This is a genomic window from Streptomyces sp. BK340, from assembly GCF_007827595.1.
Classification (GTDB): Bacteria; Actinomycetota; Actinomycetes; order Streptomycetales; family Streptomycetaceae; genus Streptomyces.
Genome location: NZ_VISR01000022.1, coordinates 24,261 through 44,168 on the forward strand (window position 1 = coordinate 24,261; position 19,908 = coordinate 44,168).

Annotated in this window: 19 protein-coding genes; 11 read left to right on the forward strand and 8 right to left on the reverse strand. The window is 71.8% G+C overall.

Features of this window, described 5'->3' with window-relative positions:
• Positions 1-108: 108 nt before the first annotated feature.
• A complete protein-coding gene (locus tag FB157_RS31535; protein WP_145884067.1) occupies positions 109-612 on the reverse strand; it encodes a MarR family winged helix-turn-helix transcriptional regulator in 504 nt (167 codons plus the stop codon).
• A gap of 97 nt (positions 613-709) precedes the next feature.
• Between FB157_RS31535 and FB157_RS31540 the strand changes: the two genes are divergently transcribed.
• Complete coding sequence (locus FB157_RS31540; RefSeq protein WP_145884068.1) at positions 710-1,225, forward strand: YceI family protein; 516 nt, start codon at positions 710-712, stop codon at positions 1,223-1,225.
• Here FB157_RS31540 and FB157_RS31545 read toward each other — a convergent pair.
• Positions 1,206-2,924 carry a hypothetical protein gene (locus tag FB157_RS31545; protein WP_145884069.1) on the reverse strand — a complete coding sequence of 573 codons (1,719 nt, stop codon included), beginning with the start codon at positions 2,922-2,924 and terminating at the stop codon, positions 1,206-1,208. The two genes, FB157_RS31540 and FB157_RS31545, sit on opposite strands and share 20 nt — an antisense overlap.
• A gap of 249 nt (positions 2,925-3,173) precedes the next feature.
• Here FB157_RS31545 and FB157_RS31550 point away from each other — a divergent pair, with 249 nt between their 5' ends.
• The 4 genes from FB157_RS31550 to FB157_RS31565 all read left to right on the forward strand — a co-directional run bounded on the left by FB157_RS31550 (position 3,174) and on the right by FB157_RS31565 (position 6,025).
• Positions 3,174-3,593 carry a cell division protein SepF gene (locus FB157_RS31550; protein ID WP_145884070.1) on the forward strand — a complete coding sequence of 140 codons (420 nt, stop codon included), beginning with the start codon at positions 3,174-3,176 and terminating at the stop codon, positions 3,591-3,593.
• 132 nt (positions 3,594-3,725) lie between these two features.
• The gene (locus FB157_RS31555) at positions 3,726-4,997 is read left to right on the forward strand and encodes an ATP-binding protein (RefSeq protein WP_186581780.1); all 1,272 of its coding nucleotides are present in this window, start codon (positions 3,726-3,728) and stop codon (positions 4,995-4,997) included.
• Complete coding sequence (locus FB157_RS31560) at positions 4,994-5,338, forward strand: nucleotide pyrophosphohydrolase (RefSeq protein WP_145884071.1); 345 nt, start codon at positions 4,994-4,996, stop codon at positions 5,336-5,338. The genes FB157_RS31555 and FB157_RS31560 overlap by 4 nt, the downstream gene beginning before the upstream one ends.
• A 201-nt stretch (positions 5,339-5,539) precedes the next feature.
• Positions 5,540-6,025, forward strand: a complete 486-nt coding sequence (locus FB157_RS31565; RefSeq protein ID WP_145884072.1) for a DUF6099 family protein — start codon at positions 5,540-5,542, stop codon at positions 6,023-6,025.
• 115 nt (positions 6,026-6,140) lie between these two features.
• Here FB157_RS31565 and FB157_RS47605 read toward each other — a convergent pair whose 3' ends face one another.
• A complete protein-coding gene (locus FB157_RS47605; RefSeq protein ID WP_186581781.1) occupies positions 6,141-6,299 on the reverse strand; it encodes a hypothetical protein in 159 nt (52 codons plus the stop codon).
• Between the two features lie 213 nt (positions 6,300-6,512).
• On the opposite strand from FB157_RS47605, the gene FB157_RS31570 reads away from it, so the two are divergent.
• Positions 6,513-7,436, forward strand: a complete 924-nt coding sequence (locus tag FB157_RS31570; protein WP_145884073.1) for an LLM class F420-dependent oxidoreductase — start codon at positions 6,513-6,515, stop codon at positions 7,434-7,436.
• Between the two features lie 211 nt (positions 7,437-7,647).
• On the opposite strand, the gene FB157_RS31575 is transcribed toward FB157_RS31570, so the two are convergent.
• The 3 genes from FB157_RS31575 to FB157_RS31585 form a co-directional block, all read right to left on the reverse strand.
• Entirely contained in the window at positions 7,648-8,190 is a 543-nt protein-coding gene (locus FB157_RS31575; protein WP_145884074.1) for a GNAT family N-acetyltransferase, read from the reverse strand.
• Between the two features lie 93 nt (positions 8,191-8,283).
• Positions 8,284-8,658, reverse strand: a complete 375-nt coding sequence (locus tag FB157_RS31580; protein ID WP_145884075.1) for a VOC family protein — start codon at positions 8,656-8,658, stop codon at positions 8,284-8,286.
• Between the two features lie 155 nt (positions 8,659-8,813).
• Positions 8,814-9,743 (reverse strand): D-alanyl-D-alanine carboxypeptidase family protein, encoded by a 930-nt coding sequence (locus FB157_RS31585; RefSeq protein ID WP_145884076.1) that lies wholly within the window; start codon positions 9,741-9,743, stop codon positions 8,814-8,816.
• A 187-nt stretch (positions 9,744-9,930) separates the two neighbouring features.
• Here FB157_RS31585 and FB157_RS31590 point away from each other — a divergent pair, with 187 nt between their 5' ends.
• The 3 genes from FB157_RS31590 (at position 9,931) to FB157_RS31600 (ending at position 14,969) form a co-directional block, all read left to right on the forward strand.
• Positions 9,931-10,863 (forward strand): hypothetical protein, encoded by a 933-nt coding sequence (locus tag FB157_RS31590; protein WP_261386663.1) that lies wholly within the window; start codon positions 9,931-9,933, stop codon positions 10,861-10,863.
• Positions 10,864-10,950: 87 nt separating this feature from the next.
• Positions 10,951-12,429: a 3' terminal RNA ribose 2'-O-methyltransferase Hen1 gene (locus tag FB157_RS31595; RefSeq protein ID WP_145884078.1), complete on the forward strand. Its 1,479-nt coding sequence runs from the start codon at positions 10,951-10,953 to the stop codon at positions 12,427-12,429.
• Complete coding sequence (locus tag FB157_RS31600) at positions 12,426-14,969, forward strand: polynucleotide kinase-phosphatase (protein WP_145884079.1); 2,544 nt, start codon at positions 12,426-12,428, stop codon at positions 14,967-14,969. The genes FB157_RS31595 and FB157_RS31600 overlap by 4 nt, the downstream gene beginning before the upstream one ends.
• A 359-nt stretch (positions 14,970-15,328) precedes the next feature.
• Here FB157_RS31600 and FB157_RS31605 read toward each other — a convergent pair whose 3' ends face one another.
• Both FB157_RS31605 and FB157_RS31610 read right to left on the reverse strand, forming a co-directional pair.
• Positions 15,329-16,222 carry an NAD(+)/NADH kinase gene (locus FB157_RS31605; protein ID WP_145884080.1) on the reverse strand — a complete coding sequence of 298 codons (894 nt, stop codon included), beginning with the start codon at positions 16,220-16,222 and terminating at the stop codon, positions 15,329-15,331.
• Positions 16,219-17,373, reverse strand: coding sequence for an SPFH domain-containing protein (locus FB157_RS31610; RefSeq protein ID WP_145884081.1), 1,155 nt, complete (start codon positions 17,371-17,373; stop codon positions 16,219-16,221). The genes FB157_RS31605 and FB157_RS31610 overlap by 4 nt, the downstream gene beginning before the upstream one ends.
• Before the next feature lie 131 nt (positions 17,374-17,504).
• Between FB157_RS31610 and FB157_RS31615 the strand changes: the two genes are divergently transcribed.
• Complete coding sequence (locus tag FB157_RS31615) at positions 17,505-18,728, forward strand: arginine deiminase (protein WP_145884082.1); 1,224 nt, start codon at positions 17,505-17,507, stop codon at positions 18,726-18,728.
• A 90-nt stretch (positions 18,729-18,818) separates the two neighbouring features.
• Complete coding sequence (gene argF / locus FB157_RS31620) at positions 18,819-19,847, forward strand: ornithine carbamoyltransferase (RefSeq protein WP_145884083.1); 1,029 nt, start codon at positions 18,819-18,821, stop codon at positions 19,845-19,847.
• The last annotated feature ends 61 nt before the right edge of the window (positions 19,848-19,908 follow it).

Consider the following 19,908-nt stretch of genomic DNA (forward strand, 5'->3'; position numbering starts at 1 on the left):
CTCGGATGTTAGGTCAGGGCGCTCAAGTGACTGCAGAGCGTGGGCCTGTGACCTTTCCCTCGTTACGGCTGTGACCTGCGCCCCTCGGGCGGGTGGAGGCCCCTTTTCCTATGGTTGGTCCGGCTCTTCGGCGAGGTCGGGCACCAGTGCGCACACGGCTTCGCGCTGCTCCGGGCCGACGAACTGGGAGAGCGCCTCGCGAACTGTCTCGGCGAGGGTGCCGGACGCCTCCCGGAGCAGGCGCCGGGCCTTGTCGGTGAGGGCGACCTCGATGCCGCGCTTGTCGCCGCACACGGACTCGCGGGTGACCAGGCCGGTCCGCTGGAGGCAGGCGATCTGGTAGGTGAGCCGGGTCTTGGGGCGGCCGAGGAGTTCGGCGATCCGGGTCATGCGCAGGCCGCCCCGCGGCTGCTCGGCCAGCAGGCACAGGATGAGGAACTCGTCGTGCGAGACGTCGAGGGTCTTCTTCACGACCGACCGCAGCCGCTGCTCCACCGCTCCCGTCGCGGCCAGCAGGAGCATCCAGGCGCGCAGCTCGCCGGGGAGCAGTCCGCCACCCGTGGCTGAGAAACAAGGGGGCTGGTCGGCGGGGTGTTCGTCGGGGGCGGCCATGCCTTCGAGTCTACCTGTTGTCCAAATTTGGATATTGGGCTAGCGTGCGGTCATCCAAATTTGAACGACCCTACGTCAAGGAAAGTGGAGGACGGCCATGACTGTCGCCGTGGAAACAGGCATCTGGCAGCTCGACCCGACCGCGTCCACCGTGGGCCTGCGGCACAAGACCTTCTGGGGCCTGGTCGACGTCAAGGGCACCTTCGGCGCCGTCACCGGCCGGGGCGAGGTCCGCCCGGACGGCTCGGCGACCGGCACCGTGACGCTGGACGTGGCCTCTCTGGACACCAAGAACGCCAAGCGGGACGAGCACCTGCGCTCGGCCGACCTGCTGGACGCCGGCAACCACCCGGAGATCACCCTCGCCGTCCGCGGCGCCGACCGTCTCGACGGCGACAGCGTCCGGGTGACCGGTCAGCTGACCGTGCGGGGCGTCAGCAGGCCGCTGAACCTCACCGCACGCCTGACCTCGGCGACGGCCGAGGCGCTCACCCTGGAGACCGAGTTCACCGTGGACCGCGAGCAGTTCGGCGTGACCTGGAACCAGCTCGGCATGATGCGCGGCCTGACCACGGTGACGGCCGCTCTCAGGTTCAGCCGCGCGGCGGCCTGACACCCAGGTCGGCCGGCCGCAGGTCCCGGGTGGAGAGCGTCTGCGGGTTCCCCGTGAAGGCACGCAGCCGGATGTGGGCGCTCTTCTTGTCCGGCAGCGGGAACCGTCCGGAGGGTGCCCGCAGTTCGACGGTCGCCGTGGTGTGCGCCGGGATCGTGGCCGGGCCGCGCACGAGGGACCAGTACCTGTTCATGCCCTGGCCGGTCGTCAGCATGTAGTGCGGGGTGAGCGGACCGCTCCCGGTGTTGGTCACCCGCAGGGTCAGCGCGGCCAGCGACCGCCCCGGAGCCTGCCGCGCCGCCGTGATGGCCATCCGCAGCGGCGGCCGGCCCGTCACCGCCAGGGTCGCGCTCACCAGCGCGGGCAGCACCAGCAGGACCACCGCTCCCACCAGCGCGGGGCGGCGGCGGGGACCCGTCAGCCGGCGGGGCCGCGGCTGCCAGGCCCGGGTGAAGTCCGACAGCGGCACCGTGATCGCCGCCGCGAGCCACAGCGGGGTCATCATCAGGTAGTAGCCGTCCTGGGAGCGCGTCGCCAGGTAGAAGGCGCACCAGGGCAGCACGGTCGCCGCCGGGCCCAGCCGCCGCACGAACAGCACGAAGAGCGCCAGCAGAGCGGCGGCCAGCAGCGCGCTCGCGTGGCCGTACCAGTCGAGCCGGTCGCTGCCGTGCGTGAAGTACAGCGAGATGTCCACCAGGCCCTGACCGTGCAGCACCGCACCCTGTGTCAGCGGCAGGGCGATCCCGCCGAGCCAGGGGCCCGGCTCGTGCACGACGAAGTACATGTTGATCAGCAGCCAGGTCGCCGCGGCGACCCCCAGGATCCGCAGCACCACCAGCCAGGCCGCGCGCCCGCCCAGTTCCCCCCGGCGTACGGCGTAGATGCCGGCCAGCAGGAACGGTGTCACGAACCAGGGCAGTTGCTGTGCCGCGCACGCGGCCCCGAGGCAGACGGCCCGCGCGACACCCGCCGCGCCGAGCCTTCCGCCGGCGCCGATCCGCGGCCAGCGCACCACCACCGGCACCAGCAGGGCCAGGGCGATGATCGCCGGGTATCCCTGGCGGGCGTACGTCGGCAGGAAACTGAAGCCCAGACAGAGCATCGTCGCCGTCGAGCGCCACGGCATCGGCAGCATCCGCCACAGCACCACCGCGGCCGCGATCAGCGCGAGCGTCGCCGCCATCGTCGCCGGAGCGCCGCCGTGGCCCAGCCAGAGCAGCGGCGCGGTCAGCAGCGGGGTGAGCGGGGGATAGCCGTAGGTGAAGTCGTAACCGCCGTCTATCGTCGCCGTCAGCGCGACGCCCTTGGTGTGGAACAGCCAGGGCCACGGCTGCCCGTAGATCGGGTGTCCGGCCACCATCTCCCGCGCGGCCTGCGAGGTGAGGACCGCCTCGTCGCCGCCGGCGTGGTTCAGCGCCCAGGTGCACAGGGTGAGCGTGATCGCGGTCAGCAGCACCACCAGGTCCAGCCGGGCCAGCGAGCGTGCCCGGCGGACCGTCAGGGTGAGAACGCCGCTGATCAGGATCGAGGCGTAGCAGACGGAGATGACCGCCGCGAGGACCAGCCGGTGGCTGGCCGCCTGGTTCCAGACCGAGCGGGTGCCGATGAAGAGGCTCGCGTCGGCGAGCAGCGTCAGGACGCGGTGCCACTGCGCGGGGCTGCCGAGGTCTTCCGGGCGACCCCCTGGGGCCGCGGACACCGCCGACTGTGTCCGCCGGCCGGGTGTCACCTGCTGTGTTTCTGCCAAGTGCACGGCACCGGACGCTAGTGGCAGGCGGTGAGCGGGGCGTCGTCGCAGGTGAAGAGTCCGGTGTGAGGGCGGTAAGAAAGGGGCGTTTTCGTACATGTGCCTCGTGCCGGGCGGGAGAAGAGGCGGACACACCTGTCGCGCTTCGTGTCGTTGTTGGGCCGAACGGGTGACTTGGCGTAAGAATTGGCTGGTGCAGGCATGGAGTGCGAGTCAGGTCGGGGGGAGCCGGTGAGCCGTTACGACGTCACCGATGAACAGTGGGAAGGGCTCGCCCAGGTCGTGCCGCTGCGTGGCCGGGACGCCTGGCCGTCGGCGGTGAACCACCGCTCACTGCCGGACGCGGAGACCGAGACGCGACGCCGTTTCGTCGTCCTGCGGGTCAACGTCTTCGCGGACGCCCGCGAGGTCGCCGAGACACTGATGGCCGGGGTACCGGTGCTGCTCGACCTCTCCAACGCGGAGGGTGAGGTCGCCAAGCGTGTCCTCGACTTCAGCACCGGCGTCGTCTTCGGCCTCGGCAGCGGAATGCACCGGGTCGACCGCAATGTGTTCCTCCTCACCCCGCCCGGTACGGAGGTCAGCGGACTGATGGAGGGGGCGGGGATGTCGGGCGGCTGAGGCGCGGGGGCTTCGGCCGCGGCTTCGCGTGGCGGCTTCGGCAGGCCGGTTTCACGTCGGCGGTCCCCCGATCGTAGGAAGGTGCCGCCGGTAAAACGGTTCGCCGTGGCAGTGGAGGCCTACCGTCCGGATATGGCCGTGCCTTCAGTGTCCGCCGAGTCCTCCGCGTCGTCCGGGTCCTCCGCGGCCCCCGACCCCTCGGTGTCCACCGAGCCTGTCGTGCCGGCGCAGTCGGCCCGCAGCCCTCGGTCCGTCCCGGCGGACCCGGTTTCCACCGGACCCGCTGCCGTCGACGTACGCGCCCGGATCACCGAGTTGCGGCTGTCCGCCTTCGCCGGGCATCGGCGGGCCGCGTTTCCGCTGGGTGCCGTCACCCTGTTCGCCGGGCGCAGCGGTGCGGGGAAGTCGACCGCGTTCGGGGCGTACGAGGCGCTGGCGCGGCTCGGCGGAGGGGTCCGGCTCGCCGAGGTGTTCCCCGATCCGGTCGCCTGTGTGCCGGAGCGGGCGCGACCCGATGCCGAGGGGCGGCGGGGGTTCCGGATCGGGTGTACGGCCGACGGTGCCGAGGGCCCGGTCCGGCTCGATGTCGCCGTGCAGGCCGAGCCGGAGCTGCGGATCGTGGGCGAGCGGCTGACGGCGCGGGGTGTGGTCCTGCTGGAGACCGCCCTGCGCGATCCGGGCCGGCGGACCGTGCAGGCCGCCTGGCACACCGCCGGCTCCGCCCCGGTGACCCGTGCCCCGCTGCCCGACGACCGCCTCGGTACCGCCCTGCTGCCGCTGCGGGTGGCCGGCAAGACGGACGGGCAGCGGCGGGTGCTGGCCGCCGCCGAGCAGATGGTCGTCGCCCTGCGCTCCGTCTTCGTCTGCGACCCGCGCCCCGAGTACATGCGCACCCCCGTGCCGACCGGCACGGGGCGGCTCATGCGCGGCTGCGACAACCTCGCCGACGTCCTGTGGCGCACCCGGTTCGAGTGCGGCCGCCGGCACGCCGCGCTGGTCGGGACGGTGCGCGCGGGCTGCGCGGGGCCGGTGACCGACCTGGTCGCCGAGCCGCTCGCCGACGGCACGGTCCGGGCGCTGCTCGACCGCGGCGGCGGCTTCCGCACCGACCTGGCCCGGCTCGGCGAGGGCGAACTGCGCTATGTCGCGCTGGCGCTGGTGCTGCTGACGGGACCCGGCGTGCTGGACATGGACACACCCGGCGAGGTGCCCGACGCCCTGCGGACCCTCACCGTGCTCGCCGACGGCTTCGACCGCGGCCTCGACCCCGGCCAGCGCCGCGCACTGCTGGGGACGGCGGCCCGGATGGGCGAGCGGGGCCACATCCGCTGCGTCGGCGCGGTGAGCGACGCCTCGTGGGCGGCCGGGACCGAGGGTGTCACAGTGGTACACCTGAACCCGTGACGGAACATCCTGACCTGGCCGGACTCCAGCGCAGGCTCGCCGAGTTCGCGGCCGCGCGCAACTGGCAGCCCTACCACACGCCCAAGAACCTCGTGGCCGCCCTCAGCGTGGAGGCGTCCGAACTGGTCGAGATCTTCCAGTGGTTGACCCCGGAGGAGTCGGCCCGCGTGATGGCCGACCCCGGCACCGCGCACCGGGTCACGGACGAGGTCGCCGACGTGCTCGCCTATCTCCTCCAGCTGTGCGAGGTGCTCGGCATCGACCCGCTGTCCGCCCTGTCGGCCAAGATCGATCGCAACGAACAGCGCTTTCCGGCCCCCGGTACGGACGACACCGACTGACGTCGAGCCCGGCCCCAACTTCCGGACTGCAACGCTCCGTTATTACTGTGCGCAGTCGAATCTCCGCCCGAATCCGAATTGTTGTCCACAGAATTCGGACGACCTCTGGCTTTTCGCCCTAGGGGGTTTCACGCTGGGTAATGAATAAGGGAGTGCAGGCGGACGTGCGAGGACGCACGACGAGTGGGACGGGGGCAGTGCATGGATGCGGTGCGGCTCATTGTGACGAGCAGGCGGGCTCTGGCAGGAGGTGCCGACACACCCGAGATCATGGCCGAGGTGTGGCAGGCACAGGCCCTGGCCCAGGCGATCGGCAGTCGCCTCGCGGTGTCCGGCCCCCCGGAGCTGCGGGGCGAGGCACTGGGCCTGACCGAGCTGGCGGGCCGGGGCTGCGGTGTCCTCGACCCTCCCGAACTCGACCCGGGCGACCTGCGCGCCGCCCAGCTCACCGAGCTGGACGACGCCCGGCAGACCCTTCTCTTCCTCGGCGGGCTGCTCGGCGAGGTCGGCATCGCCCTGGTCGGCATGGCCAGTTCAGCGGCCGACGAGACGACCTACTGGCAGTGCATGGAGGCCATCGACGCCGCGGACGAGTCCCGGGACCGGGTCCTGGAGATGCTGCGCAAACTGGCGGCGCGGGAGGAGGTGTTACCGGAGGAGGCGAAGGACAGCCCGTCCGGCGTGTGAGGCGAACGGCAGGCGAAGCGGTCGCTCCGGGGAGATCCGGTCCGTCCGGCGTTCGAGGGCCGGGCCGTCCCGGGCCGAAGCGGGGGCCTGGGGGCGGCAGCCCCGGCGCGGTGCGTCAGGCCGGCTCGCTCTCTTCGGCCGGCGCCCGCTGCAGATCCGCGTCCAGGGCCGACAGATCGGCGTTCAAGGCCGCCATCAGCTCCTCCATCTGCTCCAGCAACCCCTTCGGCTGACCGGCGGAGCCACCCCGAGAGGGAATGGGCTCTTCTGACATGACGGCCTCCTCGGCCCGACACGCGACGGCGACGACCGTCCGGCGCGGGTGCCGGACGGTCCGGCTCCGACGGGCCAACGATCACCACTGGGGCCGGTCACTGGCCCACGCCTCACCCGGCGCGCACATGGGACGATTTTCACCCGACCGGGGACGGCCGCGCCCGGCGCCACCAGTGAGGTTGACGGGGCAGGTGGCGTGCAGGATGGATGTATGGACCTTCGAATCTTCACCGAGCCCCAGCAAGGGGCGACGTACGACACCCTGCTCACCGTGGCGAAGGCCACCGAAGACCTCGGATTCGACGCGTTTTTCCGCAGCGACCACTACGTGCGGATGGGCAGCGCGGACGGCCTGCCCGGCCCCACGGACGCCTGGATCACCCTGGCCGGCCTGGCCCGCGAGACCAGGCGCATCCGCCTCGGCACCCTGATGACGGCCGCCACCTTCCGGCTGCCCGGCGTACTCGCCATCCAGGTGGCCCAGGTCGACCAGATGTCCGGCGGCCGCGTGGAACTCGGCCTGGGCGCGGGCTGGTTCGAGGAGGAGCACAAGGCGTACGGCATCCCGTTCCCGAAGGACAAGTTCGCCCGCCTCGAGGAGCAGCTGGAGATCGTCACCGGGCTGTGGGCGACCAAGCTCGGCGAGACCTTCGACTTCCACGGCAGGTACTACGACCTCACCGGCTCGCCCGCGCTGCCCAAGCCGGCCCAGGAGAAGATCCCGGTGCTCATCGGCGGGCACGGCGCGACCCGGACCCCGCGCCTCGCGGCCCGCTACGCCGACGAGTTCAACATCCCCTTCGCCTCCGTCGAGGACAGCGAGCGGCAGTTCGGCCGGGTGCGCGCCGCCGCGCAGGAGGCGGGCCGCAGGGCGGACGACCTGACCTACTCCAACGCGCTCGTGGTGTGCGTCGGCAGGGACGACCAGGAGGTCGCCCGGCGGGCCGCGGCGATCGGCCGCGAGGTGGACGAGCTGAAGGCCAATGGTCTGGCCGGCTCGCCCGCCGAGGTGGTCGACAAGATCGGCCGGTACGCCGAGATCGGCTCCCGGCGGATCTACCTCCAGATCCTCGACCTGGCCGACCTCGACCACCTGGAGCTGATCTCCGGTCAGGTCCAGTCGCAGCTGTCGTAACCCGCCCCGTGGCGGCCCCTCCCGGCCCGAGGCCGGGAGGGGCCGTGGCCGGCACGGTGGTCGCGGTGCCCGCCCCGGCCTCGATCGCGCCGGCCGCGGCGAGCCGGTACGCCGCCGAACGCCGGGCGGCGGCCCAGGGGGTTTCGTTCGGATCAGGTCGGACCAGGCCGTGCCGGGCGTCGCGGACCCGGGCTGATCCGAACGAAACCCCCTAGCCCTTCGAGTCCGGCTTCCAGTCCTGGGCGAGCAGTCCGAGCAGGACCTCGTCCAGGAACTCGCCCATCACCCAGGCCGAGGAGCGCAGCACGCCCTCGCGGACGAAGCCGTTGCGCTCGGCGGAGCGCAGCATCGCGGCATTGTCCGACAGCGTCTCGATCTGCAGCCGATGCAGACCGCGCACGACGAAGCCGTAGTGGCACAGCACCGCGACCACGTCGGTGCCGTAGCCCTTGCCGCGGCAGGCCGGCAGCAGCCCCAGCCCGATGTGCGCGGACCGGCTGTGGTTGTCGATGCCCCACAGCGTCGCGGTGCCGACCAGCGTGCCGCCGTCCAGCTCCACCACGGAGAACGGGACGTGCCCCTGCTCCTTGTCGTCCACCACCAGCCGCGGGTCCTTCGAGCCGGGCGTGATCGGCCGCCACGGACTGCCCTCGGCCCGCGAGGCGTTGACCACGTCGTCGTAGAGCTCGGCCCGCAGGACCGGGATGTCGTCCTCGTGCCGGGCCCTGAGCCCGACCTTGTTCCCCTTGAGCATGCAGGCTTCCTATCCGACCGGACCGGCCTGCGGCAATCGAATAGATCGAACAGGAGGCAGGGGCGGCTGGGCCAGGACAGCGTGCCGACGGACTCAGTGCAGGCAGAGGCAGAACGGATGGCCGGCCGGGTCCGCGTAGATCCGCCAGTTGGCCTCCGGGCGGAGCTGGTCCGTACGCTCCAGCACGGTCGCGCCGAGGGAGAGCGCCCGCTTCTCCTCGCCGTCCAGGTCGTCCACGTCGAAGTCCAGATGGAGCTGCTGCGGGCGCTCCTGGCCGGGCCACTCGGGCGCCCGGTAGCCGTCCACCCGCTGGCAGGCCAGCGGGATCCCCTCGAACCCGTGCACCTCGACCCAGTCGGAATCCCCCGGATCCGCGACCACCCGCCCGCCGAGCAACTCCGCGTAGAACTGTGCGAGCCGTACCGGATCGTCGCAGTCCAGCGCGACCGCCTGCAGCTTTCGAATCACTTCCGACACTCCTCGCTCCTCGGTCGCTTCCGCGACGTCCCCGGCACGGGAGGGTTCGTACCCGCCGCGGCGGCGGGCATGCACGCCTCTGCTCCGCCGGCGACGGGGGCCGGGCGGACTGCTGTCCGCCCGGCCCCCGCCGTCCCTCACCTCACTCAGCCGCGCTGCGCGAAGCCGTAGTCGAGGATCTTCTTCGCGTCCTTGAACCGCTGGTCGGCCGACGTGTCCGCCAGCAGGGCGCCCACGACCGTCCTGCCGTTGCGGGTCGCCGCGAAGACCAGGCAGAACTTCGCCTCGGGGCCGGAGCCGGTCTTCACGCCGATCGCGCCCCGGTAGGTGTTCAGCAGCGTGTTCGAGTTCTTCCACGGCTCCATCGCGTGCGTTCCGCCACCGGGCCGGTACGACTTCATGTCGTCGTACACCTTGGTGCCGACGACCTTCTTGAACGTCTTGTTCTTCAACGCGACCCCGGCCAGCTTGGCCAGGTCACGGGCGGACGCGTGGTTCCTGCCGTTGGACACCCCGTCGAAGGAGTCGAAGTGGGTGTGCGCCAGGCCGAGTTCGCGCGCCTTGCCGTTCATCTTGGCGATGAACGACGTGGTCCGCTGGGCCGTCGTCGACCCCGAACCGTAGGTGTCGGCGAGCGCGTAGGCCGCGTCGCACCCGGACGGCAGCATGAGCCCGTAGAGCAGGTCCCCCACGCTCATGGAGTCGCCCAGGATCAGCTTGGCGCTGGAGTACCGCGCGTTCTGCGTCTTCGGGTCGATGACGTAGTCCGTGTACTCCTTCTTGATCTTCACCTTGCGGCCGAGGTCCACGTGCCGCTGCGACAGCACCACGAGCGCCGTCATGATCTTCGTCGTGGAACCGGTCCGCAGCTCGGCGTCCGGTGCGCTCCCGAACAGCGTCTTGCCGGTGGCCGCGTTCATCGCGTACGCACCCTCGGCCGACACGGTGGGCGCCGGCGGAGCCGACGGAGCGGCCTGGGCGGGAGCGGCCGCGAGAGCCCCCGTGGAGAGCACGACGGCCGCCGCCGCCGCGATCGCGGCTCGTCTGCGCATGGGTACGCCTGAGTCGATGGTCATTGCCATCCCCGTTCTGTCAGTGGTCAGTTGACGATCACTCACTTCATCAGGCCGGGGCCCCAGGGGCCATGGCGAAGATCACAGGAAGAGGTGCGATGTGGTCACGGTGTGGACTCCCTGTGCCGGAACTGTGGGCTCCGTCACGGCGCGCATGATCCAGGCCTGATCGGATGGCCGGGTGCGTAAAGTGCTCCCTCTCGCTGTCACCGGCCTGCTGGCCCTGTCGGCCTGTCAGTTCGCCGGCCAGGACGACCCCGCCGGCGACGCCCACCGTCTCAACACCATGGAGTCCTTCCCGCTGCACGCCTACCTGCCGGACCCGTCGTCGGACGGGGGCAGGGCCATCGGCAGGGCGCAGTGGATCCTCGCGAAGAAGTGCATGGTCCGGCTCGGCTTCCCCGCCTTCGCGGTGCTCGACACCAAGGCCGTCGAGTCGACGTACCCGGTTCGGCAGGGAAACCTCGCGAGCCGCAGCACGGCCGGTGACGACAGCCCCTACGGGGTCGACGACCCCGACGTGGCCGCCGAGCACGGCTACCACAACCGGAGTCAGGACACGGAGGAGTCCACCCAGCCCCAGGAGTGGCCGGCGGAACAGTACGTCGCCCTCACCGGGATGTTCGACTCCGGCGACAGCCACCGTGCCCACGGGAACCCCGTCCCCGAGGGCGGGTGTCTGGGGGAGGCGACGCGGCGGATCTACGGCCCTGCGCCCAAGACGACGAAGGCGGGCGGCCTGAAGCTCACCGGGTACTTCTCGCTGCCTCTCGAACTCTGGTACGAGTCCCACAAGAAGGCGCGGAAGGACCCGGCCTGGAAGAAGGCCGACCGCGCGTGGTCGGCCTGCATGAAGGAGCAGGGCTTCCGCTACCCCGACCCGGACGAGGCATCGGTCGACACCGCCTGGTACCGGACCGAGAAGCCGTCGGACAAGGAGAAGAAGACGGCGTCCGCGGACGCCCGGTGCAAGCTCGACACCGACTACATCGACACCGTTCACACCATCGAGTCCCGCGCCCAGAAGAAGGTCATCGGCGAGCGCAAGCAGGACCTGGACGCCATGCGCGCGGCGAACGAGCGGGCTGTCGGCAACGCCCGGACGATCATCGAGAAGGCGTAGGACGCCGCCCGCCGGCGGCACCGGCGGGCGGCGGCGACGTTCTAAAACCGATGGTCAGGGCGGGCCGTACGCGGGAGACTCGGACGCGTGTTCCTGACGATATCCACGAGCGGCACCGCCGCCCAGCCCGCCACCGACCTCGGGTTCCTGCTGCACAAGCACCCCGACAAGGCGCAGAGGTTCTCGACCTCCTACGGCACCGCGCACGTCTTCTACCCGGAGGCGGACGCCGAGCGCTGCACGGCCGCGCTGTTGCTCGAGGTCGATACGGTCGCGCTGGTCCGGCGGGGCAAGGGCAAGGGCCGTGGCGGAGCACCCGACGCGGCACTCGCCCAGTACGTCAACGACCGCCCCTACGCGGCCTCCTCGCTGCTCGCGGTCGCACTGAGCGGCGTGTTCTCGAGCGCCCTGCGGGGTGTGTGCAACGCCCGCCCCGAGCGGGCCGCCGAGCCCCTGCCGCTGCGCATCGAGGTGCCCGCGCTGCCCGCCCGGGGCGGCCCCGACCTCGTACGAGGGCTCTTCGAACCGCTCGGCTGGGCGGTGACGGCCGAGCCCGTCGCCCTCGACACCGAGTTCCCGGAGTGGGGCGATTCGCGCTACGTCCGCCTCGTCCTGGAGTCGGAGAAGCTGACCCTCGCCGAGGCACTGCGCCACCTGTACGTGCTGCTGCCCGTCCTCGACGACGCCAAGCACTACTGGGTCTCCTCCGACGAGGTCGACAAGCTGCTGCGGGCCGGCGAGGGCTGGCTGCCCACGCACCCGGAGCAGAAGCTGATCACCAGCCGGTACCTGTCCCGCCGCTGGTCGCTGACCCGGCAGGCGATGGAGCGGCTGGAGCTGGTGCGCCTGGCCGAGGCCGACGACAGCGAGGTCGAGTCGATCGACAACGCCGTGGCACAGGAGGCGGAGGCCGAGGAGAAGCCGACGCCGCTCGCCGTGCAGCGGCGGGCGGCGATCCTCGCCGCGCTGCACGCGTCCGGCGCGGCCCGGGTCCTCGACCTGGGCTGCGGGCAGGGCCCGTTGGTGCAGGAACTGCTCAAGGACGTGCGGTTCAGCGAGGTCGTCGGCGTCGACGTGTCCGTGCGGGCCCTCACCATCGCCTCGCGGCGGCTGAAGCTCGACCGGCTGGGGGAGCGGCAGGCAGCCCGCGTCAAGCTCTTCCAGGGCTCGCTCGCCTACACCGACAACCGGCTCAAGGGCTACGACGCCGCCGTGCTCAGCGAGGTGATCGAGCACCTCGACCTGCCCCGGCTGCCCGCCCTGGAGTACGCCGTGTTCGGACACGCGCGCCCGCGCACGGTCCTCGTGACCACCCCGAACGTCGAGTACAACGTCCGTTGGGAGACCCTGCCCGCCGGACACGTCCGGCACGGCGACCACCGCTTCGAGTGGACCCGCGAGGAGTTCCGCACCTGGGCGGCGACCGTGGCCGAACGCCACGGCTACGAGGTCCGGTTCGAGCCCGTCGGGCCGGACGACCCCGAGGTGGGGCCGCCCACCCAGATGGCCGTGTTCCACCGCGACGAGATCCTGGGCGACACCCCGAAGGAGGCGAAGGCAGCATGACCGAGACGCAGAAGAAGGGACGGGCCCTCCCCGTCACCGACCTCTCCCTCGTCGTCCTCGTCGGCGCCTCCGGCTCGGGCAAGTCCACCTTCGCCCGCCGGCACTTCAAGCCGACCGAGGTGATCTCCTCCGACTTCTGCCGTGGCCTCGTCGCCGACGACGAGAACGACCAGAGCGCGAGCGGGGACGCCTTCGACGTGCTGCACTACATCGCCGGCAAGCGGCTGGCGGCAGGCCGCCGTACCGTCGTCGACGCCACCAGCGTGCAACAGGACAGCAGGCGCCAGCTCGTCGAGCTGGCCAAGAAGTACGACGTGCTGCCCATCGCCATCGTGCTGGACGTGCCCGAGGAGGTGTGCGCGCAGCGCAACGCGGCCCGCACCGACCGCGCCGACATGCCCCGCCGGGTCATCCAGCGGCACATCCGCGAACTGCGCCGTTCCCTCAGGCACCTGGAGCGTGAGGGTTTCCGCAAGGTGCACGTCCTGCGCGGGGTCGAGGAGATCGACGGCGCCACCGTCGTCACCGAGAAGCGCTTCAACGACCTGACCCACCTCACCGGCCCCTTCGACATCATCGGCGACATCCACGGTTGTGCTTCCGAACTGGAGGCCCTGCTGGCCCGGTTGGGCTATGCCGACGGCGTGCACCCGGACGGCCGTACCGCAGTCTTCGTCGGAGACCTGGTCGACCGCGGCCCCGACAGCCCCGGCGTGCTGCGCCGGGTGATGTCGATGACCGGGTCCGGGAACGCGCTGTGCGTGCCCGGCAACCACGAGAACAAGTACGGCCGTTACCTGAAGGGCCGCAAGGTCCAGCACACCCACGGGCTCGCCGAGACCATCGCGCAGATGGAGGGCGAGAGCGAGGAGTTCAAGGCGGAGGTCCGCCGCTTCCTCGAGGGACTGGTCAGCCACTACGTGCTCGACGGCGGCAAGCTGGTCGTCTGCCACGCGGGCCTGCCCGAGAAGTACCACGGCCGCACCTCCGGCCGGGTGCGCTCGCACGCCCTGTACGGCGACACCACCGGCGAGACCGACGAGTTCGGGCTGCCCGTGCGCTACCCGTGGGCGGAGGACTACCGGGGGCGCGCGGCCGTGGTCTACGGGCACACACCGGTACCGGAGGCCACCTGGCTGAACAACACCATCTGCCTGGACACCGGCGCCGTCTTCGGCGGCAAGCTCACCGCGCTGCGCTGGCCGGAGCGCGCGCTGGTGGACGTACCGGCGGAGCGGGTCTGGTACGAGCCGGCGAGGCCGCTGCGCGCCGAGGCGCCGGGCGGGCGCGAGGGGCGGCCGCTGGACCTGGCGGACGTGCACGGCCGCAGGGCCGTGGAGACCCGGTACGCGGGCCGGGTCGCGATCCGCGAGGAGAACGCGGCCGCGGCCCTGGAGGTCATGAGCCGCTTCGCGGTCGACCCGCGCCTGCTGCCGTACCTGCCGCCGACGATGGCACCGACGGCGACCTCGCACGAGGAAGGCTTTCTGGAGCACCCGGTGGAGGCCTTCGCGCAGTACGCGGCGGACGGGGTCGCGCGGGTCGTGTGCGAGGAGAAGCACATGGGCTCGCGGGCGGTGGCCCTGGTGTGCCGGGACGCGGACGCGGCACGGGAGCGGTTCGGCGTGGACGGACCCACCGGGTCGCTGTACACGCGAACCGGGCGGCCGTTCTTCGCCGACGAGCAGGTGACCGAGGAGATCCTCGGCCGGCTGCGCTCGGCCGTCGCGGACGCGGGCCTGTGGGAGGAACTCGACACGGACTGGCTGCTGCTGGACGCCGAGCTGATGCCGTGGTCGCTGAAGGCCTCGGGTCTGCTGCGCAGCCAGTACGCGGCCGTGGGCGCCGCCTCCGGAGCGGTGTTCCCGGGTGCGCTCGCCGCACTGGAGGCCGCCGCGCAGCGTGGCACGGACGTCGGCGGGCTGCTGGACCGGCAGCGTGACCGCGCCGCGGACGCGGCCGCGTTCACCGACGCCTACCGCCGTTACTGCTGGACGACCGACGGCCTGGACGGGGTCCGCCTGGCCCCCTTCCAGATCCTGGCCGTCCGCGGCCGCAGCCTGGCCGCGCTGCCGCACGACGAGCAGCTGGCCCTGATCGACCGGCTGGTGGAGCACGACGGCACCGGACTGCTGCAGACCACGCGGCGGCTGTGCGTCGACACGGGCGACCCCGGGTCGGTGCGCGCCGGCGTCGACTGGTGGCTGGAGATGACCGGCCGGGGCGGCGAGGGCATGGTCGTCAAGCCGGTCGGGGCGGTGGTCCGCAGCCCGGAGGGCCGGCTGGTCCAGCCCGGCATCAAGTGCCGGGGCCGTGAGTACCTGCGGATCATCTACGGCCCCGAGTACACCCGGCCGGACAACCTCGCCAGGCTGCGGCAGCGGTTCCTGAACCACAAGCGGTCGCTGGCGATCCGCGAGTACGCCCTCGGCCTGGAGGCTCTGGACCGGCTCGCGGACGGGGAGCCGCTGTGGCGGGTGCACGAGGCGGTGTTCGGGGTGCTGGCCCTGGAGTCCGAGCCGGTCGACCCCCGGCTGTGAACCGGTCCGCCGGTCCGTGAACCAGGGGGTTTCGTTTGGATCAGCTCGGATCAGGCCGCGGCGTGCGGTGCGGTGCATCGCAAGGCGGAGGATCACCCGCGTACTGGGCGTACCCGGGTGGTCCGACAACGCGGCGAGGTGGTGCCGGGCGTCGCGGACCCGGGCCGATCCAAACGAAACCCCCCTAGGTCCTGTCGTCAAATTCCCGTCGTCGCCCGAAGGGCGGCCTCGCGGCGTCTGGTGCGTGCTCTCGGCGTGCCGGGCGGAAGTCCTCGTACTGGACGTACTTGGGCTTTCGCCCGGTGCGGCGAGAGTGCGTGCCAGGCGTCGTGGGGCAGACGGGAATTTGACGACAGGGCCTAGCCCGCCAGCCGCAGCCGCTGCCCGCACACCCCGACCCGGACCGTCTGCCCCCAGGTGAGCTGGAGCGCGTCGGACTCGATGCCGTCGCCGAAGGCGATGAGCCGGTCGGACTCCACGGTGAGCGTCAGGGACGCCGAGGCCGCGAGTTCGCCCGCCACCAGGGTCGTACCGGTGGCGGGCGAGGGCCAGGCCTCCCGGACGAACCACACCAGGCGGTCCTCGGTGGGGGAGGGCAACGGGAGCCGGCTGGTCCGCTCCTGCCACACCGAACGCAGCCAGCCGGTGGCGCCGGTGCCGGTCCCGACCAGTACCCCGGAGGAGGCCTGGGCCTCGACGGCACCCCCGTCGTCGTCGAGGCCCAGGCGGTAGCGGGCGGTCTGGTGGCCCGGTGTGCCGAGGTAGATCTCGTTGAGCGCCACCAGCCGCTGGGTGTCGTCGGCGACGGCCTCGACCATGGTGAGTTCGTCCACCGCGGCCGTCGCCGCCGCCGACAGGAGCTTCGCCGCGTCCTGCGGGCGGTGCCGTACCAGCACCCCGGGGTTGCGGCCCGGGTCGGTGTCGATGCCGATCACCGGCTGGCCCGTCAGGTACTTGGCGGCATTGGCCACCAGGCCGTCCTGGCCGACCACCACGACCACGTCCTCCGGCGCGAACAGGAACCGGTCCAGGTCGGTCCGCTCCACCTGGGCCTGACGCCAGGTCAGCGGCACGGCCGAGGTCACCTCGGCCAGGGCGCCGCGGGCGCGGCGGTGGCGTTCGGCGACCTCCTCGATGTCCCGGCCCCGGGAGGTGAGGAAGAAGGCGGCCTGGCCGTGCGTGCCGTGCCGGGCCACCAACTCCTCGTACTCCGTGGTGCGATGGACCAGCACGGCGCGCGGCGCGAGGCTCACCGCGCCGCCTCGGGCGGGCCGCCGCCCAGCTTCGCGAGCAGTCCGGTCAGCACGTCCGGGGAGACCGTCACGCTGTCGATCCGCGGCAGGTTCTCGGCCAGCCGGGTCGCGGTGAGCGCCCGCAGGGTCGCCGTCCCGTCGATCCCGGCCTCCGCGTGCACCCGCAGCCAGGCCGCCTGGGCCTGTGCCCGGGCCTCGCCGACCTCGCGCGCGCCCTCGGCCTCCGCGCGGGCGACCCGCTCGGCCCGCGCGGCCTCGGCCTCGGCGAGTTGCAGGGTCCGCGCCGCCTCCGCCTCGGTGAGCTTCAGCGTCCGGGCCGCCTCGGCCTCGGCGAGCTTGACCGACCGCGCGGCCTCCGCCTCCGCCAGCTTCACCGACCGCGCCGCCTCCGCCTGGGCGCGCACCGCGTCCGCGGCCGCCTGCTCCTCGGCCTCACGGCGCGCGTTCGTGCCCCGCTGCTCGACCAACTGCTCCTCGCGGCGGGCGAGTTCGATCCGGCTGGCCAGTTCGTTCTCGGCGATGGTCCGCTCCCGCTCGACCGCGACGGCCCGCCGTTCGTAGGTCGCCCGGTCGGCCTCCTGCTGGATCTGTTCCCGGGCCGGGGTGCGCAGCGCCCGCTCCACCTCCGGTTCCGGCCGCAGTGCCATCACGCGTACGGCCACGACCTCGATGCCGGTGGCGGGCAGCCGCGGTTCGGCGCCGAGGCCCGCTGCGACCCGCTCGCGCACCGCCGCGACACCGTCGACCAGCGCCGCCGAGAGCGGCGTGCGGGCGAGGACGTCCAGTGCGTGCTGCTGGGCCGTCTCGGTCAGCAGGGTGCCCAGCTGTTCCAGCGGGGTGCCGCGGAAGGCGCCGGTGTCGGGGTCGATCGAGAAGTCCAGGCGGGCGGCGGCGACGGCCGGGTCGGCGATCCGGTAGGTGACCGTCGCCTGCACCGCGACGTCCTGGAAGTCGGAGGTGCGGGCGTGGAAGGTCATCGCCAGTTCCCGGTCGTCCACCGGCACCTCGGACAGCGCGGCGGTCAGCGGGCGGAACCAGAAGCTGAGCCCGGGGCCGTCGTGCACCAGCGTGCCGGAGCGGTGGTGCCGGATGTGCGCCGTGGGCGCGCCGCGCAGATGGCGCCAGCCCAGGCGCCGGGTGATGTCGGCCATGAGTCCCCCTCGTTTTTCGTCACGGCGACGATAATCATCCCATCCGCTTCTCGTCAAGGGGACGAAAACAGGAAGAGGCGGAAACGGTCAAGAAGGGCGTGAAGACGGGCGGCAATGGCCAGGATGGTGGCATGGCATACCACGTCGACTCCGAGGCCGGGCGCTTGCGCCGCGTGATCCTGCACCGGCCCGACCTGGAGCTCAAGAGGCTCACCCCCAGCAACAAGGACGCCCTGCTGTTCGACGACGTGCTGTGGGTGCGCCGGGCGCGCGCCGAGCACGACGGGTTCGCCGACGTCCTGCGCGACCGCGGGGTCGCCGTCCATCTCTTCGGTGACCTGCTCGCGGAGGTGCTGGAGGTGCCGGCCGCGCGGGCGCTCGTCCTGGACCGGGTCTTCGACGAGAAGGAGTACGGCCCGCTCGCCACCGACCACCTCCGGGCCGCCTTCGAGACCCTGCCCGCGCGCGAGCTGACCGAGGCTCTCGTCGGCGGGATGACCAAGCGGGAGTTCCTGACGGCGCACGAGGAGCCGACCTCCGTGCGCTTCCACGTCATGGACCTCGACGACTTCCTGCTCAGGCCCCTGCCCAACCACCTCTTCACCCGTGACACCTCCGCCTGGATCTACGACGGCGTCTCCATCAACGCCATGCGCTGGCCGGCGCGGCAGCGCGAGACCGTGCACTTCGAGGCGATCTACCGGCACCACCCGCTCTTCCGGGACGAGCTGTTCCACATCTGGTCCGAGGGACAGGCCGACTACCCGTCCACCATCGAGGGCGGTGACGTCCTGGTCATCGGTAACGGCGCGGTCCTCATCGGCATGAGCGAGCGCACCACTCCGCAGGCCGTCGAGATGCTCGCGCACAAGCTGTTCGCCGCGGGGTCCGCGCGCACGATCGTCGCGCTCGACATGCCCAAGAAGCGCGCCCTGATGCACCTCGACACCGTGATGACCATGGTCGACGGCGATGTCTTCACCCAGTACGCGGGCCTCGGCATGCTCCGCTCCTACACCATCGAGCCGGGTGCCGCCGACAAGGAGCTCAAGGTCACCGACCATCCGCCGGAGCACATGCACCGCGCGATCGCCGCCGCGCTCGGGCTCAGCGAGATCCGCGTCCTGACCGCCACCCAGGACGTCCACGCGGCCGAGCGCGAGCAGTGGGACGACGGCTGCAACGTGCTCGCCGTCGAGCCCGGTGTCGTCGTCGCCTACGAGCGCAACGTCACCACCAACACCCATCTGCGCAAGCAGGGCATCGAGGTGATCGAGATCCCGGGCAGCGAGCTGGGGCGGGGCAGGGGCGGCCCGCGCTGTATGAGCTGTCCCGTCGAGCGTGAGGCGGTGTGACCGGGCCGGTGTGACGAAGTGGGCTGTATATAAATGCTGCCGGTCGTATAGAATTCCAAAGTCCGTGCACCCGTATCCCTGGAGCGCCCCATGGCGACAGTCCCGACCGCCCTCGCCGGCCGCCACTTCCTCAAGGAGCTGGACTTCACCGAGGAGGAGTTCCGTGGTCTGGTCGAGCTGGCCGCCGAGCTGAAGGCCGCCAAGAGGGCGGGGGCCGAGACGCAGTACCTGCGCGGCAGGAACATCGCACTGATCTTCGAGAAGACCTCGACGCGCACCCGCTGCGCGTTCGAGGTCGCAGCCGCGGACCAGGGCGCGCACACCACCTACCTCGACCCCTCCGGCTCGCAGATCGGGCACAAGGAGTCCGTGAAGGACACCGCCCGCGTCCTCGGCCGGATGTTCGACGCCATCGAGTACCGCGGACACGGACAGGGCGTGCTCGAGGAGCTGGCCACCTACGCCGAGGTCCCCGTCTACAACGGCCTCACCGACGAGTGGCACCCCACCCAGATGCTCGCCGACGTGCTCACCATGACCGAGCACAGCGACAAGCCGCTGGCCGAGATCGCCTTCGCCTACCTCGGCGACGCACGGTACAACATGGGCAACTCCTACCTGGTCACCGGCGCCCTGCTCGGCATGGACGTCCGCATCGTCGCGCCCAGGCTGCTGTGGCCGGACGAGACGATCGTCCAGGTGGCTCGGCAGCTCGCCGCCGCCTCCGGCGCCCGGATCACCCTCACCGACGACGTGAAGGACGGCGTGCGCGGCACCGACTTCATCGCCACCGACGTCTGGGTGTCCATGGGCGAGCCCAAGGAGGTCTGGGACGAGCGCATCGCGCTGCTCGGCCCGTACGCCGTGACCATGGACGTGCTCCGCGCCACCGGCAACGACCAGGTGAAGTTCCTGCACTGCCTGCCGGCCTTCCACGACCTCGGCACGGCCGTCGGCCGTGAGATCCACGAACGGCACGGACTGACCGAGCTGGAGGTCACCGACGAGGTGTTCGAGTCCGAGCACTCCGTCGTCTTCGACGAGGCGGAGAACCGGATGCACACGATCAAGGCGGTCCTCGTGGCCACCCTGGCAGGCGCGTCACACAGCCTTGCCTGACCCACCTCACCAGGCCTTATCCTGACCGGCGGCCCGGCGCCACCCCTGCCGCGGCCGTCGC